The following is a 15,573-nucleotide window of genomic DNA, read 5'->3' as shown; positions in this document are numbered from 1 at the left end:
CTGGTGCTTCCTGCGTCACAGCGCCACCTTCTTGTTCTCGCGCCGGATCTTGCGGCGCGCTGACTTTTCCAGCAGCGCACTGCGCAGGTCCGCGCCGTCAAAGCGCGCCAAGCCCAGCGCGGCCTGGCGAAAGTTGCTGCCCTGCAAATCGCTGCCGCCAAAGTCCGCGCGTCGGCACAGGGCGCGCATGAAATCTGCGTCGCGGGCCTGCACCTCATGCAACTTGGCACCCTGCAACACGCATTTGGCGAAGACGGCACCCTGCAAGGTCGCTCCGCTGAAATCCACATTGCCGAAATCGCTGCTCAGGCATTGCGCGGTGCTCATGTCGGCGTCTTTCCACACACTGCCGCGCCAGCCGCTGCCCAGGCTGCGCAGACCGCGCGCGCGCGCATGCTCGAAGGACGCTCCGATGGCCAGGCATTTCTCCAGCGTGGCCTGCGACAAATCGGCGCGCACCCACCTCGCATCCAAGAGCACGCAGCGCGTCAGCCGCGCCCCTCTCCACGCCGAGCCGTTCAACTGCGCTTTCAAAAGATTGCCGGTGGAAAGCTGGGCGCCATCCCAACAACTGCCCTCCGCCTGCAACTCCAGCAGCAGGGCACGTTCCGCGCGCACCCGCAGCAAGCTCGCACCGCGCAGGACAAGCTTTTGCGCCAAGAGTTCATCCAGCACGGCATCGTCCAGCACGCATTCGCTGAGGTCAGCCGCCATGGCCCAGGCCTGGCGCAGATCGGCGCCGACGAAGCGTGCGCCCTTGGCGCTGCAGGCGCTCAAGTTCGCGCCTTCCATGCGGGCTTGAGAAAAATCAGCCTGCGCGATCTGGGCAGCCACAAAACTCGCGCCCCGTAAATCTGCGGCTCTGAACTTGGCGCCCCGCAGATCACAAGCCTCAAAAATGGTTTCCCGCAAATCAGCGCCCGAAAAATCCACGCCCCTCAGATCGGCGCCGGCCAGATCACGACCCGGCAAGGCCAGGCCGCTGCCGCGCCAGTGACGGACCAAGCCTCCGAACCAGGCACTGAGCTCTGGCGGCAAGGGGGGCGATGAGGGCTTGAGCACGGCCCGGCGGGCCTGGCGCTGCAGCACCTGCACCCGACTGAATTCGGCGCGCGCCTTGCTCAGGTCCTGCGGATGCACGCCCTGGATGTACTGCTGGTCGTCCGTGGCGGTGACCGCGGCGGCATCCAGCAAATCCCACGCCGGCTTGCTGGCGATCTCGTACAGGCGTTGCTTCTCCTTGGCCATGTCCACGGGCTGAGCGTGCGCAGCCGCCGCGGACAGCGCCTCACGGGCCGACTGCTGAGCTTGCTCCTGCATGTCCCCGGTCTTGGCCTTGAGATGAGCCAGCCAGGCGGCCATATCGATGTCACCGCTGCGCACGGCCTCAAGGTCCAGAGGTTCACCCAGCGCCGCAGTCATGGGCGCCGGTGGCGCCGCCTGCGCCTTCTGCGACGTCTGAGCAGCGCCACCCAACTCAAGTGCCTGCGCCTCGCGCCGCAGGCGTTGCGCCTCTTCGGCGGCGGCGCGCTTCGCTTGTCGGGTCTTCTGACGCAGGGCGCGGGCCTGAGCCGACTCCACGGGGATCAGCGGCGCATCGGTCATTGCGTGCAACACGGCCGTCTCCGGGTCCGTGCGGTCGGCCAAGGCTTGCAAGTAGTGGGACAGCGGTCGTGTCGCCAAAGGATGCTCGTACGCCGCCAGCACCGCATCCACATCCAAGGCATCGGGATCACTGACTGCGATCTTGCCGTGGTAGACCGCCACGCCGAGCAGGTGGTCGGGAAAGAACCAGACCGTGTCCATCGCCATGTCCACTTCCCGCACGGCTGCGGTCTCCTTGGTACGCGCCAGAACACGCGCCCGCGCGTCGGGAAGTAAACCTTCGATCACGGACCTTTGGGGATGCAGATTCTCCAAACGGTAGCGCTCGCCGCCCTGCCAGTGACCGCTCGCCCACTGATCCGCGGGTGCGGTCTGGAAGAACCGCGGGTCCATGTTCAGCCCCAGCCCCGCCAGTTTCCGTTCTTGCCAGCGCCGACCAAAGTTGCCCGCATGGCGGCGGCGCGGTGGTTTGCTCGGGTCCAGCGGCCCCAAACCCACGGGCTCGCCCTTGAGCACATGGCCACGCACGGGACGTTCGGGCCGCTCGATATTGGGCAGCGCACCCTCGTTGCGGCCGATCCACCCCGCCAACGGGTTGCCGGTGTAACCACAGCCTTCGGGGTTGGCGGGATGGCGCGGCCCACCATAAGCGCGCTCCATGGTCAGGGGCATGCTGAGGAACTGCAGCGCCTTGGTCTGCCGATACCAAGGCCCGTAGTACCAGCGGCGGTCACCCCGCACACGCAGGGTCTTGCTCACGTCACCGACGCGGATGCTCACGTCCATGCTCTGCACCGGCTTGCCCTCGGGCGCGTAGGCGCTGCCCGAAAGCAGCCACTCGCCTCGGGTCTTGGGGAAAACTTCGTCCAGCGGCTTGTGCTTGGGCAGCGCTTTCAAGGCCGCCGGCCATTGCTCCGCTTCGTCCAGGAACAAGAACGACGGTCGCCCCAAGGGAAAGAAGCCGATCACGGCGACCGCCAGCCAACTCCGTTCGTCCTGGTTGAAAGGCCGCGTCAAGAGACTCAGCTGAGAAGGTTTGATGACTTTCATGGCGATCTCACATCACCAACTTCAGCGTGACGGGCATTTCTATGCTCAACAACGCGGCTTCGGTTTTAAGCACTGCCCCTGAAAGCGAAAGCGTGATGCCTGCGCCCAATAGAGAAATGTCGTTTGTCTCGAGCGTCAAACGCAGCGAATTGCTGTTGCCCAGCAGTTGCATCGAGGAGTCCGAACCTGACATGTTGAGGGAATTGCTGCTTCCCGTCATGTTCATCGAATTGACAACCCCCGCGCTCATGTGGTTGGTCTGGGTACCGCTTGTGGTGTTGTGTGAGGTGCTGTCACCATTGACGGTGGTTGTATTGGACGTGTTGCCGTTGTAGGTGACCGTCGTCGAGTCAGAACCGTTCACCGTGGTGGTATTGCTGTTGTTGCCATTGGTGACGGAGACGTTGGTCACATTGCCGTTGTGCGTGCTGTTGTTGGTCTCGTCGCCATTGACGGTCGACGTGCTGGAATTCGTTCCGTTGATGGTGGACGTGTTGCTCACGTTCCCCATGTGCGTGCTGACCGACGTTTCATTGCCATCCACCTCAGTGGTGGAGCTGTTATTGGCCTTCATGGTCGTGGTGTTGCTGACATCCCCCTCGTAAAGCGACACCGACACACTGGTGCCCGTCACCGTGTTATCGGCATAACTCGAACCCACCGTGGAGATATTCGACTGAACCTGTCCACTGCTGCGACTGAACGTCGATCCAAACGACTCGCTCACGCTCAAAAGGTCGGTGGCCTGCGCGTACAAGCCACTCTTGTTCAGCGTGGTCTTCAGATCCTGCTGAGAGGCGGTGGCCGTGGATTCGGAGGTTGAATAGTTGTAGCTCGCGCCCTGGGCATAGCTCGCGTCCTTGAAGTACGGAACCGGTTTCACGGCGGTGCAGGCGTAGGCAGTGTTGACGATGTTGATCGCCGCCGTGAGATTGGGGACCGACTTGAAACCAAAACCCAAACTCTTGCCGTCGCCGTAGTGGGTGCTGTAGGCATGGCCGATGGACGTGTTCGACGTCCAGCCATCGGGCGTCACCGTCTCGTTGCCGACCGCATGAACGACTTGCTGCAGTTCTGGCAATTCGGTTTCATCGTTGGCGCGCCCGACTAGCACGAGAGACCCAATCGATGGCACAGACTGCATATAAGCCGCCAGCTTGACAAAGATCTGCGGCCCTTCGGGCCAGGCATTGGCGAGAACCACGTAGACACCTCTCAGTTTTTTACTGGCGGCGGCCATATCTTCGGCTGCGGCGGCTTTGGCTGCGGCGGTCGTTGCGTTAGCCTTGATGGCGGCCTTGACAGAGGCCTTGGCAGTGTCAGCGTCGGCGAAGACCTGGGAGGTGTCAGACAGGTGACCGATGTCGGCGACGAATTTTGCAACTGCGGCTACGGCAGCAACGTCGGCTTTGATCGCGGCGACTTCGTCTGCGACTGCGAAAACATCGGCGACAGCTGTGGCAACTGCAGCCTCTAAGGATGTGCAGCTTTCTTCAGCCTCTGCAAAGTCCGATTTTTTTTGATATTTGTATCCGCTAGCTTGACTCTTAATTTTTTCTTGGTTTCCAACTTCCTCATTTTTCCCTTTACCCTCTGCCACCTTAACCACAACAGCAAGCACCGAGCCCTGCTGCGTTTCCTCCAGGCTGAACCCGCAGACCAATCCGTCGACGATGCCGGCTTCGAAGGTGTTGCTGTACTCGCCATCCTGATTGGCCTGGTGTTCGACCTTGGTCAGGACAAACCGCCGGCCATCCAAATCCGGGCGGACCACGGTCTGACCCCCCCCAGCCCAGGTGTGCGCGCCGATCTGGAAGGTGTACCCGGCGCGGAACATCGAGCAATACGCCGTGCCCGACAGGCGCCGACTGGCCGCGTTGCTCGCACTCAGCGTCTTCTGCGTGAACTCGTCCGCCGTGTCCTGGACGCAGCCATATTGGTACACCTTGTACAGATCCACCGCCGCGATGCCGCCCGTGCCATCGACCGCCGTTCCCGCGTAGGTGTTGATCGGCTGCTTGTACATGGCCGCGTCGCCTTGCCAGGCCTCGCTCTGCGCGACGAAACTGCCCTTGACGGTCGCCGCCGCCAAGTTTTGCTCGTAGTTCAGATTGCTGATGGTGTCCCAGGCTTGCTGGCCCAGCGGGGTCTCATCCACGTGCACGTACTGCATCGGACCCACGTACTGCACGGCATCTGGGTAGCTCGACGTGTTCAGAAACACCAGTTGATGACTGATGGGCGTGTGGCGGAAGTAGTACAGCAGGTGCGCCTTGCCCATCAGGCGTTTGACGAACTGGTAGTCCGACTCGCCCGCCTGCAACCAGTCCTGCGTCTGGCCCACGGCCGTCACGTCCAGTCCGGAATAGTCGCCCTCGATGCTGTAGTTCAACAACGCCGAGGCAATCGCACCCTGAATGGAGCACTGGGGATGCAAGACATAGCGATTGGAGAGCGTCAACAGCCACAGCGATGGGCGGACCGTCACGTGGTAGATGCCAGGCCCGCCCATGGCGATGCCCGCCACGATGCCGTTGAAGAAGGACATGGTGTAGCCACTGGCCGGTGAGGGCTGCGAACCCGAGGCAATGGCCTGCGCGAACACTTGGCTGGAGGTTTGAACATCCGTGGAAGGCTCCCCCGCCGTGGAGCCGGGGCTTGCCGTACTGGAAGAAGCCGTCGTACTGGAAGAAGCCGTCGTACTGGAAGAAGCAGTCGTACTGGAAGTGGCCTGCGGCGTGCTGATGGCGAAGGTGATGGAACGCCCCAGCACGGCGTCGAAGGTCCATCCGCCCTGGGTCGTGAAACCATTGGCGGCGTAGATGGCGTCGCTCTGCCACTGGTCGTTGGCATGCAGCTCCAGCTTGAATTCGAAAGGCTCCGAGACGGACTCTTGCCCTTGCACCGACACCAGTCTGAAGATGCTGTCGCCGAGCACCGTGTTGTTCGCATCCGCCAGAAAGATGCCCAGGTGCAGGAAGAGCGCGGGGCCTTCGCCGTTGGCATCCTCTATGGGAACAATCGGCGCGGTGCCGATGGGCAGGGGTGCATTCATGCTCGGTGCTCCCGCAGGGCTCGCACCCAGAAGCTCGTTTGTCGCGGGCAACGCGCTTGCCCGCTCAGCCAAGCCGTCTGTCCGAGCCGCAGGCCGGTCCGGTTGCGCCGACCACTTTCTGGGGACGCCGGGGTCGACAGCGTTTCCTGCACGTGCTCAGACTCGGCCAGCAGCAACACCACCTTGGCGTCCTGACGCCAATTCAACAAGGTTCGGACCATCCAGCACAGGGTTTCATGCCTCGGGTCGATCTTTTGCGACTGCTCCTGCTCCTGCTCCTGCCCTTGTTCCTGCACCTTGCCGGGAAGAAAACCGCAGTACGCCTCGTAAGGCAGCGGGCCGATGGTCAGTTGCACCGCCGCCGTGGGCAGCCACGCCGATGTGCCGATCCGGGCCGTCGCCCCCAGCACCTGAGAACTGCCCTGAGCGCCCAGGCGAGTCCAGGCCGCCGGTGCAATGCCGCGCCAGTTTCCCGTCAGCGGTTGGACCTGCACGGGAGCCGCGGTCCACAGGCCCAGGATGCGACCAATGACCGGCGCACTGCGGCGCGGGTTCACCAGCAAGCCAGCCAAGCCCACCCAGGCGCGCGGCGACACGGGCAACTGTGCCACGGCGGCGGGCTCGGAGAGCCCCATGAGGGACAGGTACATCCGGGCGCTGTCCGTCTGATCAGGGGGCAGCAGGTCCAGCGCGTTGCGCGCCTGCGCCTTGAGCGCGTAGCGCAAGGCATTGATCCGGTGGTTGAAGATGTCGAGGAAGTCGATCCACACCTCGTCGCCCTCGCGCGACCGCGCCATCAATTGGTCAACCAGCGCCTCGGGCAGCGGGCCCAGCAAGCCAGCCAGCGTGTAATTGCGCATGGCCACCGCGGTGGGAACTTGCGCGTTCTTCGTTATGCCCGGTTCGTCCAGGACTTTGGCTTCGTGCGCTGGGAAAGACTGGCCCAGGTTGGCCCGGAAACGCACGCCCTGGTCGATCTGCCGCGCGTTCAAGCCACGCTCCGCCAGCAACAGGCGAACCATCTGGTAGAAGTTGAAACGACCGGTCTCCGCCCTCAGGCTGAGACTCAGAGAACGATCTGAGCGCCAGCCATGGGAGGCCATGTCTTCACCTTTCCTTTGACGTCGGACGTTTCCAGCGCCAGCTCAACCAAGGTGTTGATGCTCGCGTAGTGAGCGAAGAAATAGCGCAGAACCTCGCCCAGCATCAGCGGGCTCCCGCCCGTGAAGACGCTGGCATCGATGCGCAGCACGATGCTCAGGCACTCCACCAGGCTATGGCGACCCGACAAGACCCACGGGGTCAGCGTGGTGCTGACATCGAGGGACCGCAGGGCGTCGATCTGTTTTCCCCCCACACGATGCCCCGGCCCCAGATGGGCACGCAGCAGCTGCTTGAGTGCCGCCAAGGCCTGCGGCCCCGAGGACAGGGACAAGTGGTTGAGCGACAACTGAGACACCAGGGCCCACGGCTGACCGGCCAGCAACACCGGCGTCTGGTGCGCCGTGGGCTTGGACACCACGGTCAAGTGCCTCACCGGCCCGGGGCCATCCAGTCGAAGGCGATTGCCCACATGCAATTGCTCCACCAATCGCCGGTTGGTGCACCAGGCGCGGCCGCCGATGACGTCATTGGCCGGGTTCTGGGGTTGCAGATGCATGTCCACGAAAGAGACATGCACGTCGGTGCCTGGCACGCCGCGAAACTGGCTGTGCACCCGCCGCGTGGTGTAGAAGTAGCTGGGGCTGTCCTGCGCAAAATCCTCGAAACCAAAGTAAGGCGCCAGGGGCCGCGTCGGCTGCCCCGGCGCGGCGGCTTCCAGATGGTCGATGGCGTAAATCTCGGTGTAGTCGTGCTGGCTGTAGTCCCCGCTGAGCCGGTACTCATGCCGCGTCTGGTCCAGCGCCACCGGGTCCAGCCGCTGCGGGAACAGGTTGATCAGCGGCGCGCAATTCAATCGCAGCGTCGTGGGCGCCAGCACCATGGACTTGTCCACCCCGCTGCGCAGCAGCAGCAGCAAGTCCATCTCCGACTCACAGTCGCTCCAATCCAGACCGGAGATCTCGAAGAACAGGAACTTCTCGGGGAACGCAAAGTACTCTTGTATCAGCCTCAACCCCGGGTGCGTGGCCAGAGAGGTCTTGAGGGCGGCTTCCTGTTCCGAGAAGCCCAGCCAGCGGATCTCCCCCCCGCGTCGCAGCGTGCCCTTGCCCGCATCCACGGCGAGCCCGGCCACCTGGGTGGTGAGCAAGTCATAGAGCTTCCAGACCTGCAGGTGCTCAATGTCCAAATAGCACAGCAGCTTGTCCACCGGCTTGTTGTAGAGCGGCTCCGTGCCCAGGTTGTGCAGGCGCAGCTTGAGCACCGAATGAACGCCGGTGCCAGTGTCAGCGCTCAGTTCGTCATAGGCGGTCACCGCCACGTGCTCCAGGTTCTGCACCGTCAGCGGCGCCAGCGGCACGTCGAAGCAGGTCGCCATGCGGCAGCGGACCTTGTGCCCATGCGGGTTCTGCGCGATGGCATAAAACTCCCGCCCCTGGGCCAGCACGCCTGTGCTGTCCGCATTCACGGCCAGTTGCCCCACCAGCAGGCTGGGGATGGGCGCCGTGAGGTGCGGACACAGGTGGTCCAACATGGCATTGGGCAGCAAGGCCCGGTCCTGCTCCACCTGGTGGCTTAAGCGGCCGGTGAGGTAAGCAAAGGATTGCAGCAGCAACTCCACATGCGGATCACCTGAACGGCCATGCCCCATGCCCAAGGCATGCGCCGCCGCAGGCTGCTCACGCGCGAACCACGCGGCGTCTTCGCGCAGCTTGGCCAGCTCGGTCTGGTACAGATCGAAAAACGTGGTGGCGTTTTGCATGGGCGGGGTACCGGTCTCAAGCAAAGCCCATCAGGAACGTGCGGCGCGCACATCCCGCGGACCGGGCTCGTACTCGAACCGCACGTCCTGGCCGGAATCGTCCTGGGCCAATTGGCCCGAGACCACCACCGTGAAGGGCGTGAGCGATTGACCTGTGGCTTGCAGTTCCACCTGCACCTGGGTCAGCCGGGGTTCATGCCGCTGGATGAGCTGCTTGAGCCTTTCCACGTAGCGTTTCAACTGCGAGCCGCCCTTGCCCAGGGTGGGCAGGGCGGGCAGCGCGATGTCCAGCAGCCCACGCATCTCTTGTTCGGCACGCCAATCACGCGACCCGACGAGCCATTGGATCTGGCTGCGCACCGCTTCGCGCAATTGCTCTCGGGAATCTGGCAGGTGCGCGCGCGTGTGCACGCGCGCGTTCAAGCGCTCGAACAAGTACTGCATGACGCCCCCGGGGATCAGGTGAACTGGCCAATGGGCGCGTTGCGCGCCAGACTCCAACCCGAGGACATGACGCCACCCGACGTGGTGTCGGCGTTCTGCACGGTGTAAGTCCAAAGGATCTCCGTGAAGTTGATCTTGAACTGCTCGGTCGGCATGTCGTTGGGATTGGTCTGAAACTGGATCTCACTGATCATGGCGTCACGCAGGGCCATGGTAATGATGTTGGCCGTGGTGGTGCCGGAGTTCCGCAACACATACAGCATGGTGGGCGCTGTGGCACCCGCGCCCAAGGGGAGCGCGCGCAGACACCGGTCAAACAGCAAGACCGAACTCTTGTCCACATACTTCACGCAGGTGAACTCCGTGACAACCGGCCGCCCCGAAGTCCGTGCCGAATTGGATACATCGGTGGTCATTTGCTGCTTCATGCCTTGATGCACGGACACCAGCTCAATGTACCCACCGGGACGCAACGCAACGTTTCCGGGACCTGGTGTGGAAGCGGAAAAAACCGAATCGGCAGGTCCTGGCCACACATTGCCCTTGACGGTGTTGCTGGGATCCAGCAGGCTGCCGCCCGTGGTCCAGCTGTTGGTCGACAACATCTTGTCGTCGCCCGGCTGCAAGATGATCAAATCCATGATGAATAACCTTTAAGAAATTAGCTTCGTTGGATGGTTCGCGCAGACGCCGATCAACCCGGCAGTTCCGCCACCAGACGGATGGACGTGGTCAACTCTTCCAGCTGAAAGTGAGGGCGCAGGAACATCGTGGCCTTGTAGGAGCCAGGTTTGCCAGGCACATCGGTGACGTTGACCTTGGCCGCGCTGAGCGGATAGGCGGCCTTCACGTCCTGGGTGGCCCCCTCATCCAGTAGCACGTACTGCGACACCCAAGCATTGAGGTAGCTTTCCACGCTGGCCCGCGTCATGAACGAGCCCACCTTTTCGCGCATGATCACCTTCACGTAATGAGCGAAGCGGGATGCCGCCAGCACATACGGCAGCATGGCGGAGATCTGCGCGTTGGCGTTGGCCGGGTCCGACATGAACTTCTTGGGCAAGTTCGTGGTCTGCCCGCCAAAGAAGGCGGCCTTGTTGGTGCCCTTGCAGTGACAGATGGCCATGAAGCCCAGGTCATTGAGTTCCTTTTCACGGCGGTCCGTGATGGCGACCTGGGTCGGGCAAATCATCGCCACGTCACCGTCGTCACTCTTGTAGGTGTACACCGGCAACCCGGTCACCAAGCCGCCGCCTTCAACGCCTCGAATCGCGGCCGTCCAGCCATACACGGAAAACGCATAGGTGATGCGCTCCGCCAAGATGAACGCGGCATTGCCCCAGAGGAACTTGCTCGCGTCGTTCAGCCCCACGTCTTCTTGATAGTTCACACCTTCACAGGGCACTTTCTCCGGGTCATAAGGCAGGCGCAGCAGCACGCGCGGCAGGGCGAGTGTGACGTAGCGCGAATCCTCGCTCTCGCGGAACCCCTTCCACGAGGCCAGCTCCACGCTCTCGAAAATCTTCTGCAAGTCGCGCGGGCGGGTCAGTTCCTCGAAGGTGCCCAAGTCAAACAGCTTGGCGTAGGCGGCGGAGACGAAGGGTGCGTGGCCCGCAGCGGCCACCTCCGCGATCTTGTTCAGCAGGGTGATGTCGTCATTGCTGCGGCCGAATTCGTAGTCCCCCACCAGCATGCTGAAGGGCATGCCGCCGTAGGTGCCGTACTCCGCCTCGTAGATCATCTTGAAGAGGCCGCTTTGGTCGAACTCGACCGCCTTGGTCAGGTCGTCCAGCAAGTCCTTCTTGCTGGCGTTGAGCACGCGCAGCTTGAGCATCACCCCGGTTTCGGTGCGCATGACCAGGTAGTTGAAGCCGCGCCAGGTGGCTTCCAGACGCTGGAAGCCCGGCGAATGCATGACCACGTCCAGTTGCAAGCCAAGCGCGTGGTCGATCACCGCCACGCGGTTGTCGATCAAGGCGCCAAAGCCGTTCTGATGCGCTTCTTTCAGCTCCGCGGCCACGTCCACGGCGAACTGCCCGAGCAGCCCCATGAAGGTCTTCAGGGCATCGCCTTCCAGTGCCATGCCTTTCTCGCCCGTCAGATCGGCGACCTTGCCCGCAGGGGCCACGGCTTCCCAGGTCTTGGGCTCCGCCTTGGCGTCGAACAGGCCCACCAGTTCCGTGCGGGCGGCCGTGCCGTCTTCCGACATGGCGCACACCAAGTCGAGGTAGCGCGCCAAAGGCTCCGAAATTTCCGCCTTGGACTGCAAGAAGCGCAGTCGTGCGCGGCCATCGTACATCGCGCTCATGACGCCGACTTGGCGGATCACGCGCACCGGCGTGAAGTCGTCCATGTGCTTGAAGGTCAAGGTGCCGGTGAGGTTGCCCTCCCCACCCGGCATCACGTTGGCGCACCCCGCCAGCTTGAGCTGCGGGCTGATGCTTTCCAGCACCTTGTTGAAATTGTCCCGGTCAATCTCGACCAGCTTGCGGTCCTTGAGCGGTGGCAAGGGCTCGGGCAGAAAGTCGCCCGACAGCTCGGCCAGGATGCCCACGATGAAAGGCAGTTCCTTCTTTTCGAGGGCGCCGCCCGTCTCCACGTCGTACGTGATTTTCACTCGCGGGGGTCGCACCCGCGTCAGTTTGTCTTGAATGCTACCCAGCATGAATGCGCTCCTGAGCAAGTAACTCATGCGCCGATGCCAGGCAGTGCCGAGACAAAGGCGCGTCGTCGCTCAAGGGTGGATTGGCAACAAGCCACCTTTGAGGTTGGCTTGATTACTCAAGACGCGTGCCAGGTCTTAATTTCGACTTATGTCTTTGATTTTTCTCAAAAAATTATTCCCCATGTCCTGTCGCGCAAGGAACATTTTTTCCTACCGTTCATGTGTCCTGTTGCCCGAAAAGTCAACTGACAAGAATGAGGTTTTTGTTTCGGAGGCCAGGAAAAAATTTTCCTGACAGGTAATATTTTTCTGGGGGTTGCCGATGATGCACAAAGATTTCTTGCGTCTTAGCATTCATTCGAACAAGCGAAATCCACTCCTCAATTGACATTCCATTACTTGGAATAAATCATGCCCACAGATCCTAAAAAACTACATGACATACCGCGTTTGCGTCAGACAGGGGATAGAACTAGAGAATTGGTGAGCCAGCAGAACAATGCGGCAGAAGCGCTACTCAGCAATCCTGGTCCGAGGGCGCGCGCTAGCGCTTCCATGACTGCACAAGCCATCACGCAAATTTACCGCGAAGTCCCGGCCAGTCATCGTGGTGGTCTATTGGCTCGAGTAGCAGGACCTCAGGGGGTAGCCAAAGGAACATCCAATGGCGCCGTTATAGCTGCCGTGCACAGAGTGAGTCGTAATGACGGTTCAGCAGGTGCACGGGATCATGCAGTGGTGCAATCGATCGCGGGAGATCTGGGTGCGGCTCTCACTGACACGGGCGCCACCACAGGCATGGAAGGCCGGCCGCCATACCAACTGCCTGGAATACAGGCCGCTATAGCGCGTGTCTTGCCATCGCTTCATCACACACAGATGGAGCGAGTCAAAGCCCTTAGCGACTCGGGCGTTGTAGGACCCGCCAAGAAAGAGGAGAGAAGCAGAACTCAAGAGCTTGTAGGAAGAATGGGAATTCATGACATGAGCGAAACCACCCTACTCGCAAAAGCTAGTCCACAGGAAGCGAAAATCTCCAGAGATAAACTTGATCGCGTGATAGAGCCGCTGCAAGGACATATGTCTGGCTCACCAGGAGAAATAACAGCGATCGCCGATGCTGCTGCGGGCGATAGACGCCCATTCACAAGAGGAATGGAGGGCCGTCATGTTGGGCCGCTTACTGGCGGTTCCCGAGCGCAAACGGAAGCCGCGTCCGCGCTTGCGTCGGCGTTTCTGATCGGACAAGGGTTTCACAGTGCGGTGGAAGTATACGAGTCTGTGAAGAAGCACCAAGGCGAAGACATTTTCCAGGGCAGGGGTGATCGCGGCAAACGCGATGCATCAGATGTGGCAGGTAACGGCGAGGCAACAGCGTTTATTTCCGATCTGATGAAACGTCACACTGCACCAGAAACACGAGAGATAGCAGCTTCTCTTAAGCCATCAGTCAGTGTTTCGTCTACTCGTTCTAACTCTGCTGGCACGTTGGCGAAAGAGGGCATATTCCCCATCACACCGGAACGACCGGGCCCTCACCGCGGAACGGATTCTAAGCACTACGGTTCGATTGAGTCGCGACCACGCTGGCATTGAGTACGCAGTCACCGAAGTTTGGCTAAGGTGATATTCAAGGGCTTGACCAAGAACACGGCCCAAGTGATCAAGCTGTTTGCACTGTCCAGGCTGGGGATGGCGCGCAAGAAGCTGATGGCGACGATGGGAGTCGTGCGTGTGCAGGGGGCGTGAGCCCTCGCAGGGGGTGCACGGCGGCACCACGGCGACTTTCGAATTGCGGGATGTGCTGAATCGTTTGGCTCGGTAGATCGCCAAGCAACGTTTTATGACTTGTTCAGACGTTCCTTAGGGAAACTCTGAACAAGTGCACGATTCTTGCGTGGTGATCTGAACCGGTCAATGGAGCAAGAGCGATGAACCAGATTAGTTTTGCGGATGCCGAGCAGTCAGGCAAGAGGAAGAAGACACGGCGCGAGGTGTTTCTGGCCGAGATGGAACTGGTGGTGCCGTGGAAGGCCTTGCTCAAAGTGATCGAACCGCACTATCCGGTGACAGGCCGAGGGCGGCGGCCCTACGCGCTGGAGGCGATGCTGCGGGTGCACCTGATGCAGAACTGGTTCACCCTGAGCGATCCAGCGATGGAAGAGGCCCTTAAGTGATCGCCTCCATGCGCGCGTTCGCCGGGCTGAACCTCCAGGCGATTCCAGATGAGACGACGATCCTGCACTTTCGCCACATGCTGGAAGCGAATGACTTGGCCGAGCACATCTTCAAGCAGCCTTGGGAGACTCCTCATCATGTCCGCCATCTTCACGCCGGCTTTGGGCGAAGAATCGAACCGGCAGAGGCACCTCGCTGAGCCCCCCTGCATCTGGGAGCCCAAGAAGCGCCCACAACCCGAAGAACGCATCAATTGGCTGCTGGCCTTGCGCCAGCATCTAGAAACCGATTCGGTTCTCGCACGACAGCCCGAACACGCCGAGGCACGAGCACGATTGTTCGCGGTCGCCGTTGCCTGCGACGACTTGCCGCTGATTCGGTCCCTCGGCGGGATCCGCCATGCGTTAGGCGAGGCTAGCCTCGCCGACGAACTCGACCTGATCATCGCGTTTTGGCGCAGTGGCGAACCTGAACCGGCGCTTGATATCAGTCGTCGCCTGCTGTTCAAACACCCGTACGATGCCCGCTTTGCGACGTTGCACGCAGCGATTCTGAACAGCCTGCGTCAGCCATGTTGCTTTCCGATGCCGGGACCGTCCTGGGGCGATACCAACTTGCGCTTGGTGCCGCTCGATCACATGCACTGCGAACATTTCGCTTGGGCTTATCGAGATCCCGACATCGCCGCACGGTGCTGCCTGCCACAGTTTGCCAACGCAGAGGAATGGCACGCTTGGCTGGATGACTGCCGTGCTTTCGGCGACCAGATGATTTTTGCGGTCATGCACGCACAGTGGGGCTTCATCGGCTCGGTGAGCCTGATCCTGGCCGAGGGCATCGGTTTTTTCTACTACTGGATCGCAACCGAATTCCAAGGTCTGGGGTTTGGCCCCAAAGCTGCCAGCCTGCTATTCGAGCTGGCAGAAACTCACTGGGGTCTGCGTGTGTGTTACGCGAAGTGCTTCGCAGACAACCAGCCTTCGCTCAGTGGCTTGGCGAAGTTGGGTTTCGAGTTGCTAGATGTTCACGTGCGCACAGAGTACGAAAACGAACTGCACTTTCGGCGTGTGACGCCAGGTTATACGCTCACGCTTGATGCTGCGACGGAGCTTCGTTTTTTATTTGAACGCATCTCAAGTACTTCTGTGGTTGCGGAAATTTTCATCAACAAATCAAGCTAGGAGATAGCACCATGATGACAATGCGGTATCTATCGCCACAACGTACTCAAGTTGTGACAAATTCGTTCTCTCCGATTTTTCGGAGCGCGGTCCGGAAGCACCACTTCCGGGTGACCATGGGTGCCGATGGCAAACCGAGCATGGAGTACATGAGGCCGCACAACGACTACGAAGCAGGCGACTTGGGTCTTACGAAGTGGTTTGCAAATCGACACATCGCAGAGGTTCATGACTTTACGGGAGATGCACTGTCGAAAAACCTGATGGACTATATCGCCAGCGAGATGAAAAAACTGCGGTCGTTGGGTACTGGTATTGGAGCACCAGAGACTCCAAAGATAAACACCATCATTGCGATTAGGCAAGGTTTGAGTAAGTTCCCGGAGACGAAGGGGACGGTAAAGCACACCGATAACGGCGTGCTGGGGATCGCCTCGACGAAAGCTACCGGTGTCACAGTGAAACACAACACCGAGGCAAAGGTGAAATTCAAAGGCGGTGTGATCAATCATCTCCATTCATCAAATTGACC

At 60.9% G+C, this 15,573-nt stretch carries 11 protein-coding genes and 2 pseudogenes; 6 read left to right on the top strand and 7 right to left on the bottom strand.

Annotated elements, in window-relative coordinates:
* Nucleotides 1-15 precede the first annotated feature (15 nt).
* Genes HGR_RS16800 through tssC form a run of 7 tightly spaced genes read right to left on the bottom strand, consistent with a single transcriptional unit; the run spans nucleotide 16 to nucleotide 11,682 of the window.
* Nucleotides 16-2,655: a DUF2169 family type VI secretion system accessory protein gene (locus tag HGR_RS16800; RefSeq protein WP_006297453.1), complete on the bottom strand. Its 2,640-nt coding sequence runs from the start codon at nucleotides 2,653-2,655 to the stop codon at nucleotides 16-18.
* 7 nt (nucleotides 2,656-2,662) lie between these two features.
* On the bottom strand, nucleotides 2,663-5,710 hold the full coding sequence (locus HGR_RS06895; RefSeq protein ID WP_006297452.1) for a contractile injection system protein, VgrG/Pvc8 family: 3,048 nt from the start codon (nucleotides 5,708-5,710) through the stop codon (nucleotides 2,663-2,665).
* The gene (gene tssG, locus HGR_RS06890; RefSeq protein ID WP_006297451.1) at nucleotides 5,707-6,813 is read right to left on the bottom strand and encodes a type VI secretion system baseplate subunit TssG; all 1,107 of its coding nucleotides are present in this window, start codon (nucleotides 6,811-6,813) and stop codon (nucleotides 5,707-5,709) included. Before tssG ends, HGR_RS06895 begins: the two co-directional genes overlap by 4 nt.
* Nucleotides 6,777-8,573 (bottom strand): type VI secretion system baseplate subunit TssF, encoded by a 1,797-nt coding sequence (tssF, locus tag HGR_RS06885; protein WP_006297450.1) that lies wholly within the window; start codon nucleotides 8,571-8,573, stop codon nucleotides 6,777-6,779. The genes tssG and tssF overlap by 37 nt, the downstream gene beginning before the upstream one ends.
* 30 nt (nucleotides 8,574-8,603) lie before the next feature.
* Complete coding sequence (gene tssE, locus HGR_RS06880; RefSeq protein WP_006297449.1) at nucleotides 8,604-9,017, bottom strand: type VI secretion system baseplate subunit TssE; 414 nt, start codon at nucleotides 9,015-9,017, stop codon at nucleotides 8,604-8,606.
* 14 nt (nucleotides 9,018-9,031) lie between these two features.
* Nucleotides 9,032-9,658 carry an Hcp family type VI secretion system effector gene (locus HGR_RS06875; protein ID WP_006297448.1) on the bottom strand — a complete coding sequence of 209 codons (627 nt, stop codon included), beginning with the start codon at nucleotides 9,656-9,658 and terminating at the stop codon, nucleotides 9,032-9,034.
* Between the two features lie 53 nt (nucleotides 9,659-9,711).
* The gene (tssC, locus tag HGR_RS06870; RefSeq protein ID WP_006297447.1) at nucleotides 9,712-11,682 is read right to left on the bottom strand and encodes a type VI secretion system contractile sheath large subunit; all 1,971 of its coding nucleotides are present in this window, start codon (nucleotides 11,680-11,682) and stop codon (nucleotides 9,712-9,714) included.
* Here tssC and HGR_RS17275 point away from each other — a divergent pair.
* From HGR_RS17275 to HGR_RS06855, 6 genes and pseudogenes are all read left to right on the top strand, one after another.
* Nucleotides 11,665-11,931 carry a hypothetical protein gene (locus tag HGR_RS17275; RefSeq protein ID WP_138922432.1) on the top strand — a complete coding sequence of 89 codons (267 nt, stop codon included), beginning with the start codon at nucleotides 11,665-11,667 and terminating at the stop codon, nucleotides 11,929-11,931. The two genes, tssC and HGR_RS17275, sit on opposite strands and share 18 nt — an antisense overlap.
* Before the next feature lie 735 nt (nucleotides 11,932-12,666).
* Complete coding sequence (locus tag HGR_RS17270; RefSeq protein ID WP_138922431.1) at nucleotides 12,667-13,278, top strand: hypothetical protein; 612 nt, start codon at nucleotides 12,667-12,669, stop codon at nucleotides 13,276-13,278.
* Nucleotides 13,279-13,302: 24 nt separating this feature from the next.
* Nucleotides 13,303-13,431, top strand: a pseudogene (locus HGR_RS17775) (IS5/IS1182 family transposase); the annotation flags it as partial.
* A gap of 182 nt (nucleotides 13,432-13,613) precedes the next feature.
* Nucleotides 13,614-13,969, top strand: a pseudogene (locus HGR_RS06865) (transposase); the annotation flags it as partial.
* 28 nt (nucleotides 13,970-13,997) lie between these two features.
* Nucleotides 13,998-15,041, top strand: coding sequence for a GNAT family N-acetyltransferase (locus HGR_RS06860; RefSeq protein WP_006297444.1), 1,044 nt, complete (start codon nucleotides 13,998-14,000; stop codon nucleotides 15,039-15,041).
* A 116-nt stretch (nucleotides 15,042-15,157) separates the two neighbouring features.
* A complete protein-coding gene (locus tag HGR_RS06855; protein ID WP_138922430.1) occupies nucleotides 15,158-15,571 on the top strand; it encodes a hypothetical protein in 414 nt (137 codons plus the stop codon).
* Nucleotides 15,572-15,573 lie beyond the last annotated feature (2 nt).

Origin of the sequence: Hylemonella gracilis ATCC 19624, assembly GCF_000211835.1 — a bacterium.
Taxonomy (GTDB): Bacteria; Pseudomonadota; Gammaproteobacteria; order Burkholderiales; family Burkholderiaceae_C; genus Hylemonella; species Hylemonella gracilis.
This window is presented reverse-complemented; position numbering and strand designations above follow the sequence as displayed.

Bases quoted from the DNA above. Each gene is read 5' to 3' on its own strand.
- HGR_RS16800 (WP_006297453.1), bottom strand. From the start codon at position 2,655: ATGAAAGTCATCAAACCTTCTCAGCTGAGTCTCTTGACGCGGCCTTTC.
- HGR_RS06895 (WP_006297452.1), bottom strand. From the start codon at position 5,710: ATGAATGCACCCCTGCCCATCGGCACCGCGCCGATTGTTCCCATAGAG.
- tssG (WP_006297451.1), bottom strand. From the start codon at position 6,813: ATGGCCTCCCATGGCTGGCGCTCAGATCGTTCTCTGAGTCTCAGCCTG.
- tssF (WP_006297450.1), bottom strand. From the start codon at position 8,573: ATGCAAAACGCCACCACGTTTTTCGATCTGTACCAGACCGAGCTGGCC.
- tssE (WP_006297449.1), bottom strand. From the start codon at position 9,017: ATGCAGTACTTGTTCGAGCGCTTGAACGCGCGCGTGCACACGCGCGCG.
- HGR_RS06875 (WP_006297448.1), bottom strand. From the start codon at position 9,658: ATGGATTTGATCATCTTGCAGCCGGGCGACGACAAGATGTTGTCGACC.
- tssC (WP_006297447.1), bottom strand. From the start codon at position 11,682: ATGCTGGGTAGCATTCAAGACAAACTGACGCGGGTGCGACCCCCGCGA.
- HGR_RS17270 (WP_138922431.1), top strand. From the start codon at position 12,667: ATGAGCGAAACCACCCTACTCGCAAAAGCTAGTCCACAGGAAGCGAAA.
- HGR_RS06860 (WP_006297444.1), top strand. From the start codon at position 13,998: ATGTCCGCCATCTTCACGCCGGCTTTGGGCGAAGAATCGAACCGGCAG.
- HGR_RS06855 (WP_138922430.1), top strand. From the start codon at position 15,158: ATGGGTGCCGATGGCAAACCGAGCATGGAGTACATGAGGCCGCACAAC.